Here is an 18375-nt window from a genome sequence, read left to right as displayed (position 1 = left end):
GTGGCATACACTGCCATGCGCATTATTTTTTTACCAGGCGAAAGAAGATGTCTTATCTAATATAGTGAACGAGGGTCAACTTCAAATATAGATCATTCATTTAAGTTGTTTTTTAAATATTAATTTAATAACATTAGATATATATAGTGAGTTTGTTAACAAAAAGCAAATCGAGGGTAAAAATATGAAAAAAATTATCAAGTTCTCAGAAGTAGTCCTTACTGCATTATTAATGGTCGGACCAATAGTGCCTCAAGTAATACCAACTGTCGAAGTTCGTGCTGATAGTGAAGGGCAACAACCAATAGACGCTTCTAGGTTGCAAGCAATTGCTAATGAATTTAAGTCTATGAGTATTAGGAAGAGTTTTTATTCGGATTTCTCAAATGAAAACAATGCTAATCTTTTAGATGATATGAATGACGATGAGGATCCAGTTCCGGGAATCGATAAATTTTTAGGTCAAGGATATTTTTTGTTTGATTACGATTTTTTTAAAAAATATATGAGTCAAGAATTGCCTGATTCGGATTCAGATTATTTAAAAAATAATGAAGTGTCGATCGGCTTGCAAATATATAATTCAAATGGTGAACGGATCAAAACTATGAAAGATTTCCAAAATTTGGGAGTTGGTTCCTACACAATGAATATCAGTATTTTTTATCTTGATGGTGAAACTATGGATAATGTTAGTGGTTCAACTGGATTGAGGCTTAATATTCTGGATGGTGAAACAACCTCGGCCAACTTTTCTTATAAATCTAAAATAACAGTTACGGATGGAACGCCAATTTCATCCATAGACGATCCTAAGAAATATGTTGATCCTAAACTTACCGATACTGGTTCGGACGGTAATAATAGAACTATTTATGTCAGTTACTTCAATAACATTTATGATAAACCTGAATTTTATCGCAAAGCATTATATGCACGATTAAAAAGACCTAATTTTAGTAAACTATTTATGAATATTAATCCTGAGTTATTTGATAATAACGGAAATCCACTTCCTACTGATGATTTTGAACATCTTGAGGGTGACACTTTTAAAACAGGAACATATTATAGATTAATGCCGCTTGATTTTGGAGACAGCGATAAAGATGCAAAAGACACTGAAGGATATAAACTCTTCTCCAATAAAATGAATTCCATGTCTTCTGACAGTGGTTCGTCAACAGATAAAGATAATCTAAATCTCAAGATTAATGGTAAATCATTAGATGATTCAATAAAAAATTATTCTTTTGATTTACCAATAGTTAATACTATCTACGTAGTACAAGAAATTGATGTTGTTCCTAATAAACCTGTTGATGATGGTATTTCAGGTATTGTTACAACACATAAGGATGCAAAATATTATGCGTTATACAATGACGATAACAATAAAGTTTCCCATCGTAGTTTGATGGCAAATTCTTCATGGAAAACAGACAAAATCAGAACCATTAATGGTGTAAAACAATATAGAGTTTCGTCACACGAATGGGTAAATGCCTCAGATGTAGATTTTATTTCAAACGGAGAAATTACCGAAAGTATGACGATTCAAAATTTAGATACACCAAAGGAAATTAGTCTGGCAAAGAACCATAAAGTCTATGCACTTCAAAATTCCAAGAAAGAAGTTTCAAAGGTTAGAGCATTATCTGGTGGAACTAACTGGAAAGTAGACAAAATTGGAACCGATATGCATGGTGGGGTTTATTATGGAGTTTCTACAGATGAGTTTGTTAAAGCGGATGACGGAGTTAATGTAGTTAAATAAAAATAGTCCTCAATTTTTGTAGATTTTAAAAACCTATAAAAATGAGGACTATTTTTTTATTCAAATGTAATTAATATTCAAGTAATCTCTTCATCAATTGAAAATGGTGCTTTAATGATAGTTTCTTCACAGTTCCTAAACCTGGAAATTTGTCTTGTTGATTATAAGCTAATAATTCTTGTAAAGCAGAAGTATTATTTATGCCATTAATATGATTTTTGGACCATTGGACTAATTTATTCAGTGCCTCAAAGAATTTTTCCTTTTGGCCACGCATACTCTCATTACTATCAGAAACAAAGTGGTGGATTCTTAAACTTCCATCTTTTGTTACATAGATTATATGTAGTGCAATGGCTCGACTAGGCATCTCCTTATCGAAGTAAAAACTTCCAACCATTGAATAATCACCAAAACCATCATAATTATCAATCTGATTGTACCAACTGGCTGGTTGAAAATATTCATCTTCTAATAGTTTATAATCTTCAACATGTTTTACAAAAGTCAATGGATCAGTTAATGAAACAGCTTTGTCTCCAACTATTTCATGCAACCTAGCTTCTTCTGGAATCAACACATTAGTGACGTTTTTTAATAGGTCAGTTTGTTGATAAGCCTTTAACAGTGGATAGTTTTTAGCGATTAAAAGAGTTCTTTTATTTGTATCTAAGTAATCTGTGGAAAAATCGGCTGCTAAAATGGCACTCGGTAAAAAGTTATCAACAGCTGACATGTCTGGTAGGGGATGAAGTTTAGTGTCATTTAGGCCATAAACACTTACTTGAGGATTTGAAATAACACTGAAAGATTGATTACATTTTAAAAAAGTATTCACCGTTGTTTGTAATTCTTTAGAATCGCGTACCGGTTCAATTATGGGGATGATGTTTGGTCCCAATTGATTGTTTTCACACAATTCTTTTAGTGCTAATAAATCATACATGCGACCGCGCAAATATGGATAATATATCGTCATATCAAATCCTCCATATTTGGAGAATCCTCAGATTGTAATTTGAGTTTTAGTGCTTGGTATTCTGCGTTTCTTGCGTCTAACTCTTCTTCTAGAGCTGCAATTTTATCGTTTTCTGATTCTTCAATAAAACGGTCGTATAGATTTCGTTCAGGTTTATAAACGTTATAACCGGTCTTGGAACGTTTTTTGAGTTCTTTAAAAAGTTTATCGTCAGAGTATAGTTGCAATCCTTTTTCTATACGTTTAGCTTTATCTACTTCACGGAATAATGATGCGATGAAGTGACTTGTAAGATATTTTTCATCTACTTGTAGATCTTGATATTTAGCCTTTTTAGCAATTGTTAAAAATCCAGGGGCACGTTGAGTTTGAGGTGATAATTCGACTGATTTTTGATCGAATGCACGATAAATCAAAACTCCAATATTATCGGGAACTTCTTCTTTAACTTCTTCTTTAACTTCTTCAAAAAGTTCTTTTGTTAAAACAAAATAGTTATAGTTCCCAATAAATGATAGTTTGGCCTTAGAATGAAAGTCATTTTTGGTGATTTTTAATTCAAAACAGCGCCATTCTATTTCACCATTAGGTAGTTGCCGATAACTCAAAGTATCAACGATACCTTTTTTATCAGGCATTGAAACTTCCTCAACAACATAAGAATCTTGTTCCAAACAGTATTGATAAAGGGTAGTTTCAAGATTTTTAGTTAGTTTAGTCTTCATAACGTTCTCACTTTCACGCAAACATCTAATTATATTATAGAATATACGTTCGCATTTGTCGTTAAAAAAAAGAACGTCTTAATTACGTTCTTTGATAATATGGAAGATCCAAGAAGGTGATAACAATTTCCGTTCCTTTATCCACCTGTGAATTTATTTCAATTTTATGACCGAGTTTATCCACCATTTTTTTAACAAGATATAGTCCCATACCAGTGGATTTACTGCCGGATGTACGTCCGTTTTTGCCGGTAAACCCTTTATTGAAGACTCGGCTTAAATCTTGGTTGGCAATACCGATACCGTTATCTTTGATATGTAAGGCGACATTGTTATTTTTATTAGTAGTAAAAATAGATATTTTTCCGCCTTGGTCTGTATATTTAAGACTGTTAGAAACAATTTGATTGAGGATAAAACTGAGCCATTTTTCATCAGTCAAAACTTTTTCAGAACTTATATCTAAATCAATTCCGATACGTTTTGAGATAAACATTCTCTTATTACTTCTGATCGACGATTTTACAATACTACTTAAATTTTGTTCTTGAATCAAATAATCATTGGAAAAATTCGTTAGTCTGGCGAAATATAATGCCTGATCTACTAAATAATCAATTTGGTCAATTTCTTCATCAAGTAATTCTTTATCCAAATCGGAATCTTGAGATAGTTTCAATGCAGCTAATGGAACTTTAATATCGTGAACCCAAGATTCCGTGTATTCACGTTGATCTTTTTGACTTTGATAAAGATCTGTTAACTCTTTTCGATAGTCTAGTGATATATCATTTATCTTTTTTTGAATAAATTTTTCTTCGTTATTTTTGGCCCCGGTTAATTCTTTTGATAGATCATTGTCACTTTTTTGAAGAATGTTATACCATGATTTTTTTCTATTGAAAGATAAAACCAGACTAGTGGCAGAGATAAGGATTGCTAAGATCCAAGTATAAATCAAAGTACCTTTTTGAAAGTGTACTTGCGGATCTAAATAAAAGACTATTTCAATGAAAGTTATTCCAAATAAAATTACCAAAATTAGCCCTATATGGTCTTTTAAATATTTATATAGTGTCATAAATAACCTCGCTTAAGGAATAATGTAGCCTTGTCCAACTTTAGTAACTATATAATCTTTCAGTCCAAATTGAGCAATTTTGCCTCTTAGACGGTTGATATTAACAGTCAATGTGTTGTCATCAACGAATCTTTCATCATCCCACATGAAGTTTAAAAGCTGCTCACGAGTGACTATTTTACCTTGATCACGTAATAATCGTTGTAATAATTTATATTCATTTTTTGATAGATCAATTTTTTCTTCACCAATTTCTACTGTGCCACTGGCAAGATTTAATTTTAATCCATTGTACTCAATTACATCGTTATTATTTTTTGCAAAATCATACGTTCTACGTAATAAGGCGTTTATTTTAGCAATTAGAATGTCAACTGAAAAAGGTTTCTCAACAAAATCGTCAGCACCCATATTCATTGCCATAATTTGATCCATATTTGAATTACGTGAGGAGATAATAATAATAGGAATCTTAGATATTTTTCTTATTTCTTGGTTCCAATAATAACCATCAAAAACTGGTAAATTAATATCTAATAGAATTAAATCTGGTTTATATTCTTTGAATTGCTCGATAACTGTTTCAAAATTTTGAGTGACATAGTTATCCAAGTGCCACTTTTCTAGATTTTCACTGATTAGTTTGGAGATAGATGGATCATCTTCAACAATCATAATTTTTGCCATGAAATTAACCCCCACATGATAGAATAAGGCTAACTATTATCATAACAGTAATTTTTAATTTATGGAGAATACACTGTGCAAATTATTGTAAAGAATATTGCTAAAGATTATGGAAAAAGATTTAATGCTGTTCACGCTATCAAAGATATTGGATTAGAAGTAAAACAAGGTGAATTCTTAGGGATCATGGGTCCATCTGGAGCCGGGAAATCAACTTTGTTAAATATTATTTCAACTAATGAACGTCCAGATCACGGACAAGTCTTGATAGATGGAATTGATATGACGCAATTGCATGATAAAGAACAAGCAAAGTATCGTCGAAATAAAATGGGCTTTATTTATCAAAGTTTTGAGTTATTAGATTCATTGAATGTAAAGGAAAATATTATTTTGCCGATGGCCTTAAATCATGCCTCTAAAAAACTGATCGAGCAAAATTTTAAACATATGATTAAATTATTGAATATTGAATCCTTGAGCAAACGAAATGTTGATGATCTATCGTTAGGACAAAAGCAAATCGTTGCTGCAGCAAGAGCTTTGATCAATAATCCCGAGATATTATTTGCGGATGAACCAACGGGAAGTCTGGATTCAAAGTCGGCCACTATCTTGTTGAATTATATGCAATTGATCAATGATAAAGAAAAGACGACTATTTTAATGGCGACACATGATGCTTTTACGGCCAGCTATTGTTCGCACGTAGTATTCATCAAAGATGGCGTCATTTTTTCTGAAATTGTAAATCCGGGTGACCGTAATAAATTTTTTGAACAAATAATCAATATGCAAAGAACAATTGGTGGAGGGAGCTACTTTAATGTTTCTGAAAATAATTAGACGTAGTTTTAGGACCATGAAAGATAGTTATTTGATATATATCCTTGCCTGTAGTTTTGCAATTGGAATTTTTAGTATATTACTTTCTTTAGTTGATAACCCCAAACTAAAAGGAGATATTTCAATATGGAGTAGTGGGATCGCTAATGCTACTTTAGGATTTAGTGTCATATTTATTTTTTGCGCTTTTGTATATATGGGTTTTGTTGGTGGATTCTTTATTAAACAACAGGCACATGAATTTAAGACTTTTGAAAAGTTTGGTATGGCTCGTTGGACAGTAATTATAATAGGATTCATTCAAACAGTCGTTGTCCAATTGATCTCGTGGGTCATTGGGGTTTTGGTTGCACTGATATTTCAAAAGTTTTTTGGAATGTTGTTACTGTACTTAATGGGTGTTAAGTTTGGCTTTGCCTTTTTATTTACTAGTAATACGTTTAATTTGCTACTACAAATAGGTATTTATTCTACATTAGTTTTTAGTATTATGAATTCTTTTAGAGTCAATAGATTGTTGAAAAATAAAAAGAATCGTCAAAAGTCGCTACGTCTATATTTGAGAATACCTTCTGGTATTTTAGGTATATTGTTTTTTGTTAGTGGTTTGTTAGTAACAGTTATCTTTTTGGGAGACATCAAGGGAAGTCAAGCTGATAAAGTTTTGTGGGAACTAGTTTTTTTGATGATGGCTTATTTGTTTGGAACATATTTAATATACTTCGGTTTTTTGCCAAGTCTTTTGACCATATTGCAACATATTAAACGAATCGCTTATACAGGAATAAATGTTTTTTCTTTTAAATACTTCAAAGAGCGTTTGATAAGAAATACTTCCATTTTATGGTTTATAACTGAGTTATCTTCTTTAGCGTTAGTATTATTATCGATTTGTTATTTGGGATACCAAACCATTTATAACAATTATGACTATGCCCATCCCTTTGAATTGACGGCTAACCAATATACGGTTAAAGACATCAAGAAAGATTTGAAGGAAAACGGTTCTAAAATAACTCGTGAATATAAAACAAAAGTGAAGATGACGGTTGTTCAAAGATCTTCTAATGATCAAATAATTCCTGGAACGTTCATGTCTTATTCTGATTATAAAAAATTACCGAAATCTAATATTTCAAGAAATCCTAAGATCGGCAAAAAGGACTTTTTGATTTTAGATTATGGTTACAGTGTTCCAGGTTATGTTTCAAATCAGTCAAAAGAAGCAGTTGTTAAAGTAAAAAATGCAGATACGATTAAGTCAAACAAAATCGGTTCCGCATTTCCATACGGATCGACGATGTATCAAGGCCTAATGATCATTGCTCCAGATAGTTATTATAATGATTTGGATGCTAGCGTAGAGAATACATTTTATGGTTGGTTCTTTAAGAATGGTGACAAGTTAACTAAGAAGCAATATGAAAAATTAGATTCCCAAGAATACACTAAGGGCGTTTCAATAAAAAAAGCAGATAACTTAGATGAAACGAAGTTATCTGCTATAGATGGTTCCTCCAATAATACAGGAACTATCTTTATGGATTCTAGTTATTCTCGTCAAAAAAGTGCCAAGATCCAAGTGGATCAAATTACTGGATTTGGAATATTTATCGTAGCGTTGTTTAGTGTTGCATTACTAATAGCGTTAGGTAGTGTTTTGACATTGAGACTACTGTTAAGGGATGACTCAGAATGGAAACAACTAAAGACGTTGAATAAAATCGGAGTCAATAAAAGTGAGATCAAAGAAATTGTCAAAAAAGAAACTGTTTATACATTCGTTATTCCGATAGTTTTTGCGGTAATGCAGTCCTACATTGTAATAGCGTTGTTTGGCAGTTTTCCTCAAATGGATATGTTAGTGCCATTTATTTTGATTAATCTTGGTTATGTTGCGCTTTATGGGATAATAGGTTTTGTAACTTACCTGATATCGTGGCGCAGTGTTAATCAAAAACTTAACTAAGTTCGTATTCTTTTAGGAAGAATCCAAATGGTTCTTCTGAGAAGCGTTGAATTTCAACGTTGATTTGCTTTTTGATGAATGTTCGCCAATTTTTCAGTGATTCTTCATCAGGGAAAGTACTAATAACTAAATATTCGAGACGATTATCTTTTTTTTGAAAGATTTCTGAATCTTTATCGGTGATGATAAAATCATCTGAATACATTTTATTATCGAAGATAGCAGCTTGATCTTTGTTGAATTTTAAATAAGTCAATAAATATAGTCTGTTAGAACTTATCAAGGATCCAGTCTTCTTGCGGTATTGACCAGATTCAGCTAATACTTTTATTAAAAGATGATCTGCTTTATCATCAAATAAGGGTTTTAATAAAGTATCAGCACTAGTCTGTTGATTCTTTAAAAAATTATATGTTCCTAGCTTTAATGTTATGTTCATAATTATTGAAATCCTTTCAACAAAATTTTTGGAGGTTTTCACATGCTAATTACAGTATTAGGTTTCTATGGAGGATATCCACACAACGGTATCGGAACTTCAGGATATTTACTAAGAGATGACAATTTCAATGTTTTGATCGATTGCGGTAGTGGGGTATTGAATGTATTATCCAATTATCTCGACCCAACTGATTTGGATGCGGTTGTCTTATCTCACTATCACCATGATCATACCGCAGATCTAGGAGTTTTGCAGTATAATTGGCTAGCCGCAGATAAGGATCAACCACTTCCAATCTATGGTCATACACAAGATTTTGTTAACTTTGCTCAATTAACAGAAGGCGATGCTACTAAAGGAATTGCCTATAATGATTATGAGCCAACAAATATCGGACCATTTAAATTTGAATTCTTAAGAACGATTCATCCTGTTCCCGCATATGCAATGCGTATTACCAAGGGTGATGAGACAATAGTCTACACTGCTGATACTACTTATTTTGATGGATTAGTAGACTTTGCTAAGGGAGCTGATCTTTTGATCACTGATACTAACTTCCCCGAAGAAGTTACTGGTAGAAAGTGGCATATGAATACTAAAGAATCAGGTACTTTGGCAAAAGATGCAGGGGTTAAACGAATGATGATCAGTCATTTACCTCAAAACTATAAGAAGCAAACATTGTTAGAACAATCACAAAAATATGCTGGAGATATTCCAGTTATCAGAGCATTCCAAGGTCTTGAAGTTCAAGTTTAATCTCTATTCCTATTGTTATAGGTATTACACTTGTAAACCATAAATGAACAATAATCCTAAACATAACCTAAAAGTTATGTAGAATGTGAATCCATCACAATACAGGCTTATTTGACGGTTCATCAAGTTCACAAACTATAAAAATAAGAACAAGCATTCGTAAGTTTTTATTAGAAAAAGTATAGATTTTGTATTAGTAATACGATACAATATTATTGTGTTAATAATTAGGAGCACAATATACAGAAAAGGAGAGATTATAATGGTAACTATTTATACATCTCCAAGTTGCACTTCATGCCGTAAAGCAAAGGCTTGGCTCGAACAACACGATATTCCTTACAAAGAAAGAAATATTTATTCTGAACCCTTAAATAAACAAGAAATTAAACAAGTCCTACAAATGACAGAAAATGGAACTGAAGAAATTATTTCTACACGTTCCAAAGCATTCCAAAACCTTAAAGTTGATCTTGACGATTTGACAATTGATCAATTATTAACATTAGTACAAGAGAACCCTGGATTATTGAAACGTCCAATCATCATGGATGATAAACGTCTCCAAGTAGGATTCAACGAAGACGAGATCAGAAGATTCTTGCCTAGAAGTGTTAGAACTATGGAATTACAAAAAGCTCAACTTATGGCTGGATTATAAGAAAGTCGTTCACAAAAGTGAACGACTTTTTTATTTGGAGCTGTGACATTGGTCATAACTTCTTTTTTGCTTACGAACCTTTATAGACTTAAATGTGCAACAAAAGGCTGCAACCTCCACATAGCTACGAACCACAAATGATTGATAGTGCCAATCATTCGTGTCTCTAGGCTATGCTCCGGTGGCAGAACGCCTTTTGTCACACTCTTGCCTATAATAATAGACACATGAGGTGTAGTTGTTGACATATCTCATTTTTTGAAATCATAAGTTTTAGATTATGACGCGCGTGGCTTGGAGAATGCCGATATTATATATCATGTAAGATATTTATATATTTATTTCCCAGGGTGGTAGAAAATTATGAAAAGAAATGAGCAGGGACATTTTATTCAAATAATTTTAATAGGCCTGTTTAGTATGGCCCTTTTCTTATTTTCTAATACTCTGATCAAAGCTGACTCCATGCAAGACGTCATTAATCAAAATGATTCTCTAGTTGTTGATCAGCCTAATCAAACTAAGGTTGAAGCTACAGCTTCAGCACCGAATGTTTCAGCATATTCTATTACGAATAGTGGAACTTTTGGAACTTGTAACTGGGATATTGATGATACTGGTAAGTTAACGATACATGCGGGGGTTTTGGGTACAGGATTGCCTAATTGGAATTCATATAATTCTGTTATTACTAGTGTATACGTTGAACAGGGAGTAAAAGCTAATAGTAATTCAACAGGTCTTTTTAAAGATTTATCAAATGCAACAACAATTGATATTAATAATTTAGATACTAGTGGTGTGAGCGATTTTACTCAATTCTTTTCGGATGATTCTAAATTAAAAGATATAAATGGATTGGGAAAAATAGATACCAGTAATGCAGTTTCTATGCAAAGAATGTTCTATTCAGCTAAGTCTTTAGGAACATTGGATGTTTCAAATTTTGATACAAAAGCAGTAACTGATATGTCATATATGTTTTATAATTGTCCGGCATTGATTACAGGATTATCAAATTTTGATACGATTAATGTAGGTCTTATGAATTCAATGTTTATGATTTCAAATTATGCTAATATCAAAGATATTGAGGGATGGAATACTGCTAAAGTAACTAATATGTCTGGGATGCTTTCATTTATATCTAATCTTACTAGCATAGACATATCAAATTGGGATAAAAGCAATGTTACAAATATATCAACCATGTTTTCTGGAGATACATCATTAACTAAAGTAATTGGGTTAGATGGCTGGAATACAGGTAAGGTAACTAATATGTCAGGCCTGTTTAATGGAACGAAATTTACCGAAATTCCTGAAATTGAAGGTTGGGACACTTCTCAAGTAACCAATATGGGATCCTTATTCTATAATTGTAATTCTTTAGCTAAATTAAATTTATCCAATTGGGATACTAGTAAAGTTAAAAATATGAGTTCGATGTTTGGCAAAGATAGTAAATTAAACGAAAATACTTTACAAGGATTAGATAACTTTAAAACAGGTGAAGTTACTGACTTTGGAAGTATGTTTAATGGAACAGGATTCACTGTTTTAAATTTGACAAACTTTAATACAGATAACGCAAATAAAATGAATGACATGTTTGCTTATACTAAATCATTAGTTAGTGTAAATGGAATTTTTAATACTTCATCGGTGTCAACCATTCATGGTATATTTGATAATTCATCAATTTCAGATATATCTAATTTGCATATTGATGAATGGAAAACAGATAAGGTAACAGATTTTGCCTATGCATTTCGTGAAACTAATTTTTCAGCCTTACCAGAAATTTCGGGTTGGAAAACAGACTCAGGGGAAAACTTTTCTCATATGTTTCAAGGTATGCCCAACCTAACTACACTTAATCTTTCAAAATGGAATACTTCTAATGCTACTGATATGAGTTTTATGTTTAGTAATGATAATAAATTAAGCAATGTGGATATTTCCAATTTTGATACTAGTAATGTTAAATATATTAATGATATGTTTTATAACACTTCAAATTTGGATACAATAGATACTTCAAATTGGAATACAAGTAATACAACTACCATGAAAGAAATGTTTACAAATTCTGGAGTGAAGGTATTAGACACTTCGAATTGGAATACTAGGAAAGTAACTGACATTACTGAAATGTTTTATGGTGCCAAAAATATTGGCGAATTTGATTTATCAAATTGGGATATGTCAAATATTGCAAATATGAAAAGCTTTTTTGATAATGGGCGATATAATATTTGGAAACTAAAATTAGGACCAAAAAGCTTTTTTACAGCTGATGCTAATTTTCCAAAGGCTTCTGTTAACGATTTTATAGATCAAAAAGAAAATAAAAAATATTCAGCTATTTCAGATAAGTGGCAAGTGGTTGATGAGGCAAATGGTGGTACTGATCATGCTCCAGTTGGAAAATTGATATCAAATGACGATTTGGCATCTCTTTACTCAGCTCAAGGTGGTCCTACTGCAACTTATGTTTTGCAACAAACTCCATTTATTGATATGAAACTAGATGTTCCCGATTTGTCATTTCATAAGACTGGATCAGCTAAAGGAATTGCCTATAGAAAAGAAGATTTTTTTAGAATAAATATAACGAATAATACTTCTCCGGCAAGATATGTAAAGAGTGATGTAAAAGTTAAGTTGTCAGATCCTATAGCTAATAGTAATGGCGATAAAATCAATGGTGATTTAATTTTTAGGGATGATGGTGGAGTGGATGATAAAGTAATTGGTTCAGATGATACTACTATTTTAACTAGAGATTTTCCAATGAATGATTATCCAATGAGTTGGGGTAGAGGTCGTGGATTTTTGATGAAATTTGATGGCACACATGTTAAAGCAGGGGATTATTCTGGTACATTAACATGGACCTTGCAAAATAGCCTTTAGTAGAGTTTCTTTTCTTTACATAAATTTTGAGACTGTTAGAATGTAGATACAGAATTGAGGTGACTATGATGGAAATGGATCGACTTAATGAGAATACAATCAAAGTCATTCTTAGTACGCAGGATTTGCAAGATCGTGGTGTAACTGTTTTAGACCTTCTGGGAAATAAAAAACAGATTGAATCATTTTTCTACAGTATTTTGGATGAAGTTGACAAGGACCATGTTTTCTCTAACAACGAACCGGTAACTTTCCAAATCATGCCTAATAAGCAAGGACTGGAATTGATAATTAGCAAGAGTCTTGATGATGCCGATGAAACTTTATTTGCCACACAGAATCTAGCTCCGACAATAATGATGTAAATGATGACCGTGTAGGCTTTGAGGAATATGACAGTGACACTTCACCTTATCTGAAGGATCCTGACACACCTACTAAGACATTGATCGTAGAATTCGATGATTTTGAAGACTACATTCAATTAGCTGACTTATTGCATTTAGAAAGTGGCGTTTCAAATCTTTGGGAATACAAAGGTAAGTATTATCTACAATTAGTACTATTTACGGAAGAAATGCACGATATGACCTATAACGACGTTATGGCACTGATGAGTGAATACAGTAATAAGACTAAAGTTACAGCCGCTGTATTATCAGAGTACGGTAAGGAAATTATGAGTAAAACAGCACTCGAGTTAACTAGATATTATTTTAGTAAATAAAAGTTCAAAAATTGAAACAGGAGTTGCGACGTATGTCGCGGCTCCTGTTTTGCTTTTTTAAGCATTAATCTCTATTGACACGGTGGAAACGCTATCATATTCTTAAAGTATATTTATCACTTTTATATTTTTGATAATTCAGTTATCAAAAATGGAATATGGGATGAATAAAACTTTAATCAATTATCAGGGGAGAAAAATTATGAAGAATAAAGGTGTTACATATTTAAGCACTTTACTTTTATTGGTAGGTGGAGTTGGAACCGCCACAACTTCTTTAATAACTGATTCCAGTACGGTTTCAGCTGCTGAAGTGTCAGGGAACACTTATAAATCAGCAATCAATTTAGATTTTAACGGCAAGCCTTTTACAATGATTCCTGTTTTTTCAGGGGATGCAGAAATTACTACTGATGGTAGTGGCACATATGCAAAAATACCACTTTCAAAAGCTGCTATTTCAAGTTTGCAGTCAATGACAATTAATGGTACAGCTTATACTCCAGAAAACGGATATTTAAATATACCTATAAATGCGGATGGTTCAAACAGTGATGTAATGGTAAGTATTTTAATACCTAATACAACAGAACCTAAGACTTTTCCAATGCAAGTAAGTATCGCTGATCCCAAAAATGGTGATACTGATACCAACGTTAATACAGGAAATGGTATATATATTCCAAATATCGATGGCGGAAATGGTTCAATTGCAACATCAGATAATGATGCCGATACAAGTACCGATACAGATGTGAACACAGACACAAATGCAAATACAAATGTAGATACGAATACAAATACTACAAATGATGCAACTAAATCTATTGCATATAGTTATCAAGTTCTTCAAGAAGATCCAAGTGCAGGGGAGTCAGTTGCCGCACAATTTTTTACAAATCAATCAACAGTAACGAAAAATGATGATGGAACTTATACTGTTTCGATGCAAATGAGAACACCAAAGAATTTTGGAAGTGATCCTGTTGAAATAACATCTATTAATGGTGGGTCCATCAATCCAGATGTAACAAGATCATCAGATGATAGCTATAACTATATGAGTTACAGTTTCAATGTAAATAGTCTCGATGCTTTGAATGGCTATGTTCCTGCTAGTTTGAAAATAGGCGTGGCAAGTTTTGGATATTATGCATCTCATAACGTTAATTTTAAATTCAGTCAAGGACAAGGCGTAGCTCCAAGTGGACCAACGAATTTACCATCTACATCCACATCAACACCAACTCTACCTGGATTCAGTGGTTCAGCAGTATCCAATTTGCCAACTAATACTAATAGTGGATCACTTCCTCAAACAGGTTCAAAGAACTTACCAATATATATCATGTATGCCGGTTTCATTACTTTAGCAGTGGCAATGGCAGGTATTAATAATATGGGAAAATTTGATAACTAATGAAAAAGTCTATTTACTTTGTTATTAGTTTTATGTTGACCGTTTTGGCCGTAATATCGATTCCGCAATTAACTGCTAAAGCCGATTCAGTCAACATTACAGCCGTTCAACCTAATGGTTCAACTAGTATGGCAGATGCATATTTAGTTAAACCTGCTACTGTAAATGTTGTTAATAATATGTATGAAGTTACTTATACTATTAGAACTAATAAGGATCTTGGTACATATCCTGTAAAAGTTCTTTCAATGAATGTGCAAACAACAGGTATTAATAATCGAGAAGATGATGGTGCCTATTACACATCGATTACTTTTAAATCAAATCAATTAGATAACGTTACGGGAACTATGAAAGTGGATGTTGACTCAGCCAATATTCATCAAACTCATCCATTTGGGTTAAAATTCAGTAATCCTCCTAAATTGAGTGCCGGAGCAAATAATCAAGACACTCAAAATAGTACTGAAGCAAAACCAAATACAGACACAAAACAACCAGATGCAACAGCTGATGTGAACCAATCTGATCCTGTTAAACAAGATGATGCTGCTAAAAGTAAAACACAAGATAAAAAAGACAAGAAAAAGTCTAATAAAAAAGCACCTAAAAAAAATAAGCAAGCAAAGAAATCAGCCAAAAAAGCTGACAAGTCAGATAAAAAGACATCTAATGTACCAAAGATCTCGGCAGGAATAACTTTGATTGCTATTGCGATAGGTGGCGGTTTATTTGTTAAGAAGAGATTCTTCTAAAAAAATTATTTTTGTCCTGTCTCTTTGGATCGTTAGTTTTGCAGCAATTTTTGCATTGAGCAATTTAAATAAGACTCAAGATAAAAAAGACGACTCTGTCGTAATGACAACTTATGCTTTGACACAAATAGCCGATACTTTACATATGTATCTGACAGGTGTTCCAAATACACAGTACCAAATTCCTGATAGATACAAAGATACGGCAAAAGTAGGAGCACCTAATGCTCCTAGTATGGAAAAGATAAAAAAATTAAATCCAGATACGGTTTATTCAGTTACTACCTTGAAGTCTATGCAGGGAAAAAGTTATCAATCTAATAACATTGATGTGACTTATATGAATTTACAAACAGTCAATCATTTGAAAAAATCGCTTAATGTTTTAGGAAAAAGATACGACAAAGAAGTTTATGCTACAAAGTTTATTAATAAATTAAATCGTAATGTTGATCGTATAAAACAAAAGAATAAGAATAATGATCCCAAAAAAGTTTTGGTTTTATTTGGGATGCCTGGAGGAGGTTACTTGCAGGCAACGACTAATTCTTATATTGGTTCATTAGTTAAATACACTCATAATACCGTCATTCAACCTAAAAATAGTAAGGGTGAGTATATATCGGTCAATATGGAAGAGATTCAAAAGGCTAAGCCGGATATTGTTATTTGTTTAGCTCATGCGATGCCAGATATGGTAGAGAAATCATTTAAGGAAGAATTTTCTAATAATCAGATGTGGCAAGAATTGCCAGCTTTTCAAAATAAACAAGTTCATTACCTGAGAGAACCTGTTTATTCTTCAACCGCAAATATGAACGTCATTAAGGCGTTGAATGGAATTGATAAAATTGTTAACGAAAAATAAAATTAATCTTTTTTTGAGCTTTAATATTTTGGCACTGATTGTGTTTGGAATATTGAATATTATCTCAGGTGATAACAGTCTGCTAAATTTGTTCAATTTAAGAATTAATGATTATCCGATTCTTCAATTAAGATTATCGAGAACGATGGTTGCCTTATTTACTGGTGGATTGATCAGTTTATCAGGATTATTTTTGCAATTGATTTTTAGAAATAATTTGGTTGACCCAGGATTAGTTGGATTAACTTCAGGAACTAGCTTTTTCAAAAATTTACTGGCAATATTTTTGCCGGCATTTTTAGGATCGAAAGTTGTCTATGGATTAGTAGGTGCGTTAATATTAGTTGTTATTTTGATTTGGTTGAAAAATAAAGAAATCAGTCCGACAAGATTTGTTTTATTCGGAGTATGTCTAACGATTCTTTTTATAAGTCTCAATCAAGTTTTAAGTTATTTTACGCACGTTCAGATCAACTTGTTTTCTGGATTTAATTTGATAAGTCCGAGTGTGACTTATTTGATGATAATTTTAGGTGTAGTGATAGTTACGGAACTAATTTTATTTGAAAAATATATACCGTACTATTCGTTTAATGACCAGAAAATAATTGAATTAGGTATTGACGTCAAGAAGACTAATTTGTCTATTTTGTTAATAATCAGTCTCGCTATTTCAGCCATTGTAGGAATAGTCGGAGAGTTCTTCTTTATTGGGATCGTTATCCCTAATATCATTAAGGTAATTAATGGGACTAATGTTAAACACTATTTCATCGATACTTTTATGTTAGGTGCAAACTTAATGTTGATTTCTGATTTTATAGGTCGAAATTTGTTTTACCCAGTGGAAATACCAGCTGGTCTGATTTGCAGTCTGATTTGTGCACCAGTTCTATTTTATATTGTTTTACGAGGTAGCCATGGAAGCAAAGAATATTAATTTCTCATATGAAAAAAAACAGGTCATATATGATATTTCACTGAAATTTGATCAAGGAATTACAGCTTTGATTGGTCCAAATGGGAGTGGTAAAAGTACGATATTAAAGATATTATCAGGTCAAATAAAAAACTATCAAGGAATCATTGAATACGATCATAAGGATATTAAGTATTTATCGATTTCTAAAAAAAGCCGATTGTTGTCATATTTTAATCAAAGAGAACAAATTTATGGATTAATCAGTGTACGGTCGATTTTTGAAATGAGCAATATACAAAATATCGATTATTTTAAGTATTTGGATTATTTTGATTTAACTGACAAATTGGATTTACCGTTCAATCAATTGTCTGGTGGACAACAACAAGTTATTTTAGTTTTGGCCGTATTGTGTGAGCAAACACCATATGTTTACCTTGATGAGCCATTTAATAATTTGGATCCGTTGTATAAAGAGAGCTTAGTAAAGTTAATAAAGAATTCTGATCAACATTTCTTTATAGTTGACCATGACTTAGATACTTTAGCTATTTTGGCGGATAATATTTTGTTATATAAAGATGGAAGAATAGTTGAATCAGGTTCAACTGAGATTTTGAATGAAGACAATTTGAAAAAAGTTTTTGGAACCGAATTTAAAATTTATCAAGATGATTCGGGGAATAAACGTTTGATACAAAGTCTGAGAGTGTAATGATACATGTTCAGAAGGTCCTATCAATCCGATTTTGGATTGATAGGACCTTTTGTTCTAAGTGGAAAAAGCTGTGTGTCATTGCACGTTTATGCTGCATATTTAACTAGCATATATACT

The 18375-nt window shown here is 32.2% G+C and carries 16 protein-coding genes and 1 pseudogene; 12 read left to right on the top strand and 5 right to left on the bottom strand.

Features of this window, described 5'->3' with window-relative positions:
- Window positions 1–184 precede the first annotated feature (184 nt).
- Window positions 185–1777 (top strand): SLAP domain-containing protein, encoded by a 1593-nt coding sequence (locus FC72_RS03930; protein ID WP_057764993.1) that lies wholly within the window; start codon window positions 185–187, stop codon window positions 1775–1777.
- A gap of 70 nt (window positions 1778–1847) precedes the next feature.
- Here FC72_RS03930 and FC72_RS03925 read toward each other — a convergent pair whose 3' ends face one another.
- The 4 genes from FC72_RS03925 to FC72_RS03910 all read right to left on the bottom strand — a co-directional run bounded on the left by FC72_RS03925 (window position 1848) and on the right by FC72_RS03910 (window position 5249).
- A complete protein-coding gene (locus FC72_RS03925; RefSeq protein WP_057764991.1) occupies window positions 1848–2756 on the bottom strand; it encodes a sce7725 family protein in 909 nt (302 codons plus the stop codon).
- The gene (locus tag FC72_RS03920; protein WP_057764990.1) at window positions 2753–3481 is read right to left on the bottom strand and encodes a hypothetical protein; all 729 of its coding nucleotides are present in this window, start codon (window positions 3479–3481) and stop codon (window positions 2753–2755) included. The genes FC72_RS03925 and FC72_RS03920 overlap by 4 nt, the downstream gene beginning before the upstream one ends.
- Window positions 3482–3563: 82 nt before the next feature.
- On the bottom strand, window positions 3564–4562 hold the full coding sequence (locus tag FC72_RS03915; protein ID WP_057764988.1) for a sensor histidine kinase: 999 nt from the start codon (window positions 4560–4562) through the stop codon (window positions 3564–3566).
- A gap of 12 nt (window positions 4563–4574) precedes the next feature.
- The gene (locus FC72_RS03910) at window positions 4575–5249 is read right to left on the bottom strand and encodes a response regulator transcription factor (protein WP_057764986.1); all 675 of its coding nucleotides are present in this window, start codon (window positions 5247–5249) and stop codon (window positions 4575–4577) included.
- A gap of 75 nt (window positions 5250–5324) precedes the next feature.
- Here FC72_RS03910 and FC72_RS03905 point away from each other — a divergent pair, with 75 nt between their 5' ends.
- Both FC72_RS03905 and FC72_RS03900 read left to right on the top strand, forming a co-directional pair.
- A complete protein-coding gene (locus FC72_RS03905) occupies window positions 5325–6095 on the top strand; it encodes an ABC transporter ATP-binding protein (protein WP_057764985.1) in 771 nt (256 codons plus the stop codon).
- Entirely contained in the window at window positions 6076–8064 is a 1989-nt protein-coding gene (locus FC72_RS03900; protein WP_057764983.1) for a hypothetical protein, read from the top strand. The genes FC72_RS03905 and FC72_RS03900 overlap by 20 nt, the downstream gene beginning before the upstream one ends.
- Here FC72_RS03900 and FC72_RS03895 read toward each other — a convergent pair.
- On the bottom strand, window positions 8057–8503 hold the full coding sequence (locus tag FC72_RS03895) for a hypothetical protein (protein ID WP_057764981.1): 447 nt from the start codon (window positions 8501–8503) through the stop codon (window positions 8057–8059). The genes FC72_RS03900 and FC72_RS03895 overlap by 8 nt on opposite strands.
- A 42-nt stretch (window positions 8504–8545) precedes the next feature.
- Between FC72_RS03895 and FC72_RS03890 the strand changes: the two genes are divergently transcribed.
- From FC72_RS03890 to FC72_RS03850, 9 genes and pseudogenes are all read left to right on the top strand, one after another.
- On the top strand, window positions 8546–9268 hold the full coding sequence (locus FC72_RS03890) for an MBL fold metallo-hydrolase (protein ID WP_057764979.1): 723 nt from the start codon (window positions 8546–8548) through the stop codon (window positions 9266–9268).
- A 262-nt stretch (window positions 9269–9530) separates the two neighbouring features.
- Complete coding sequence (gene spxA, locus FC72_RS03885; RefSeq protein ID WP_057764977.1) at window positions 9531–9929, top strand: transcriptional regulator SpxA; 399 nt, start codon at window positions 9531–9533, stop codon at window positions 9927–9929.
- Between the two features lie 363 nt (window positions 9930–10292).
- Window positions 10293–12848: a BspA family leucine-rich repeat surface protein gene (locus FC72_RS03880; protein ID WP_057764975.1), complete on the top strand. Its 2556-nt coding sequence runs from the start codon at window positions 10293–10295 to the stop codon at window positions 12846–12848.
- Window positions 12849–12916: 68 nt separating this feature from the next.
- Window positions 12917–13575: pseudogene (locus FC72_RS10995) on the top strand (adaptor protein MecA).
- 202 nt (window positions 13576–13777) lie between these two features.
- A complete protein-coding gene (locus tag FC72_RS03870; protein WP_057764973.1) occupies window positions 13778–14995 on the top strand; it encodes a hypothetical protein in 1218 nt (405 codons plus the stop codon).
- The gene (locus tag FC72_RS03865; protein ID WP_057764971.1) at window positions 14995–15750 is read left to right on the top strand and encodes an NEAT domain-containing protein; all 756 of its coding nucleotides are present in this window, start codon (window positions 14995–14997) and stop codon (window positions 15748–15750) included. Before FC72_RS03870 ends, FC72_RS03865 begins: the two co-directional genes overlap by 1 nt.
- The gene (locus tag FC72_RS03860) at window positions 15728–16618 is read left to right on the top strand and encodes an ABC transporter substrate-binding protein (protein WP_057764969.1); all 891 of its coding nucleotides are present in this window, start codon (window positions 15728–15730) and stop codon (window positions 16616–16618) included. Before FC72_RS03865 ends, FC72_RS03860 begins: the two co-directional genes overlap by 23 nt.
- A 28-nt stretch (window positions 16619–16646) precedes the next feature.
- Window positions 16647–17558 carry an iron ABC transporter permease gene (locus FC72_RS03855; RefSeq protein WP_162253519.1) on the top strand — a complete coding sequence of 304 codons (912 nt, stop codon included), beginning with the start codon at window positions 16647–16649 and terminating at the stop codon, window positions 17556–17558.
- Window positions 17539–18255, top strand: a complete 717-nt coding sequence (locus FC72_RS03850) for an ABC transporter ATP-binding protein (protein WP_057764966.1) — start codon at window positions 17539–17541, stop codon at window positions 18253–18255. Before FC72_RS03855 ends, FC72_RS03850 begins: the two co-directional genes overlap by 20 nt.
- The last annotated feature ends 120 nt before the right edge of the window (window positions 18256–18375 follow it).

The organism is Companilactobacillus tucceti DSM 20183 (assembly GCF_001434665.1).
GTDB lineage: Bacteria > Bacillota > Bacilli > Lactobacillales > Lactobacillaceae > Companilactobacillus > Companilactobacillus tucceti.
This window is presented reverse-complemented; position numbering and strand designations above follow the sequence as displayed.

Coding starts and splice junctions, on each gene's coding strand:
- FC72_RS03930 (WP_057764993.1), top strand. CDS start 185: ATGAAAAAAATTATCAAGTTCTCAGAAGTAGTCCTTACTGCATTATTA.
- FC72_RS03925 (WP_057764991.1), bottom strand. CDS start 2,756: ATGACGATATATTATCCATATTTGCGCGGTCGCATGTATGATTTATTA.
- FC72_RS03920 (WP_057764990.1), bottom strand. CDS start 3,481: ATGAAGACTAAACTAACTAAAAATCTTGAAACTACCCTTTATCAATAC.
- FC72_RS03915 (WP_057764988.1), bottom strand. CDS start 4,562: ATGACACTATATAAATATTTAAAAGACCATATAGGGCTAATTTTGGTA.
- FC72_RS03910 (WP_057764986.1), bottom strand. CDS start 5,249: ATGGCAAAAATTATGATTGTTGAAGATGATCCATCTATCTCCAAACTA.
- FC72_RS03900 (WP_057764983.1), top strand. CDS start 6,076: ATGTTTCTGAAAATAATTAGACGTAGTTTTAGGACCATGAAAGATAGT.
- FC72_RS03895 (WP_057764981.1), bottom strand. CDS start 8,503: ATGAACATAACATTAAAGCTAGGAACATATAATTTTTTAAAGAATCAA.
- FC72_RS03890 (WP_057764979.1), top strand. CDS start 8,546: ATGCTAATTACAGTATTAGGTTTCTATGGAGGATATCCACACAACGGT.
- spxA (WP_057764977.1), top strand. CDS start 9,531: ATGGTAACTATTTATACATCTCCAAGTTGCACTTCATGCCGTAAAGCA.
- FC72_RS03880 (WP_057764975.1), top strand. CDS start 10,293: ATGAAAAGAAATGAGCAGGGACATTTTATTCAAATAATTTTAATAGGC.
- FC72_RS03870 (WP_057764973.1), top strand. CDS start 13,778: ATGAAGAATAAAGGTGTTACATATTTAAGCACTTTACTTTTATTGGTA.
- FC72_RS03865 (WP_057764971.1), top strand. CDS start 14,995: ATGAAAAAGTCTATTTACTTTGTTATTAGTTTTATGTTGACCGTTTTG.
- FC72_RS03850 (WP_057764966.1), top strand. CDS start 17,539: ATGGAAGCAAAGAATATTAATTTCTCATATGAAAAAAAACAGGTCATA.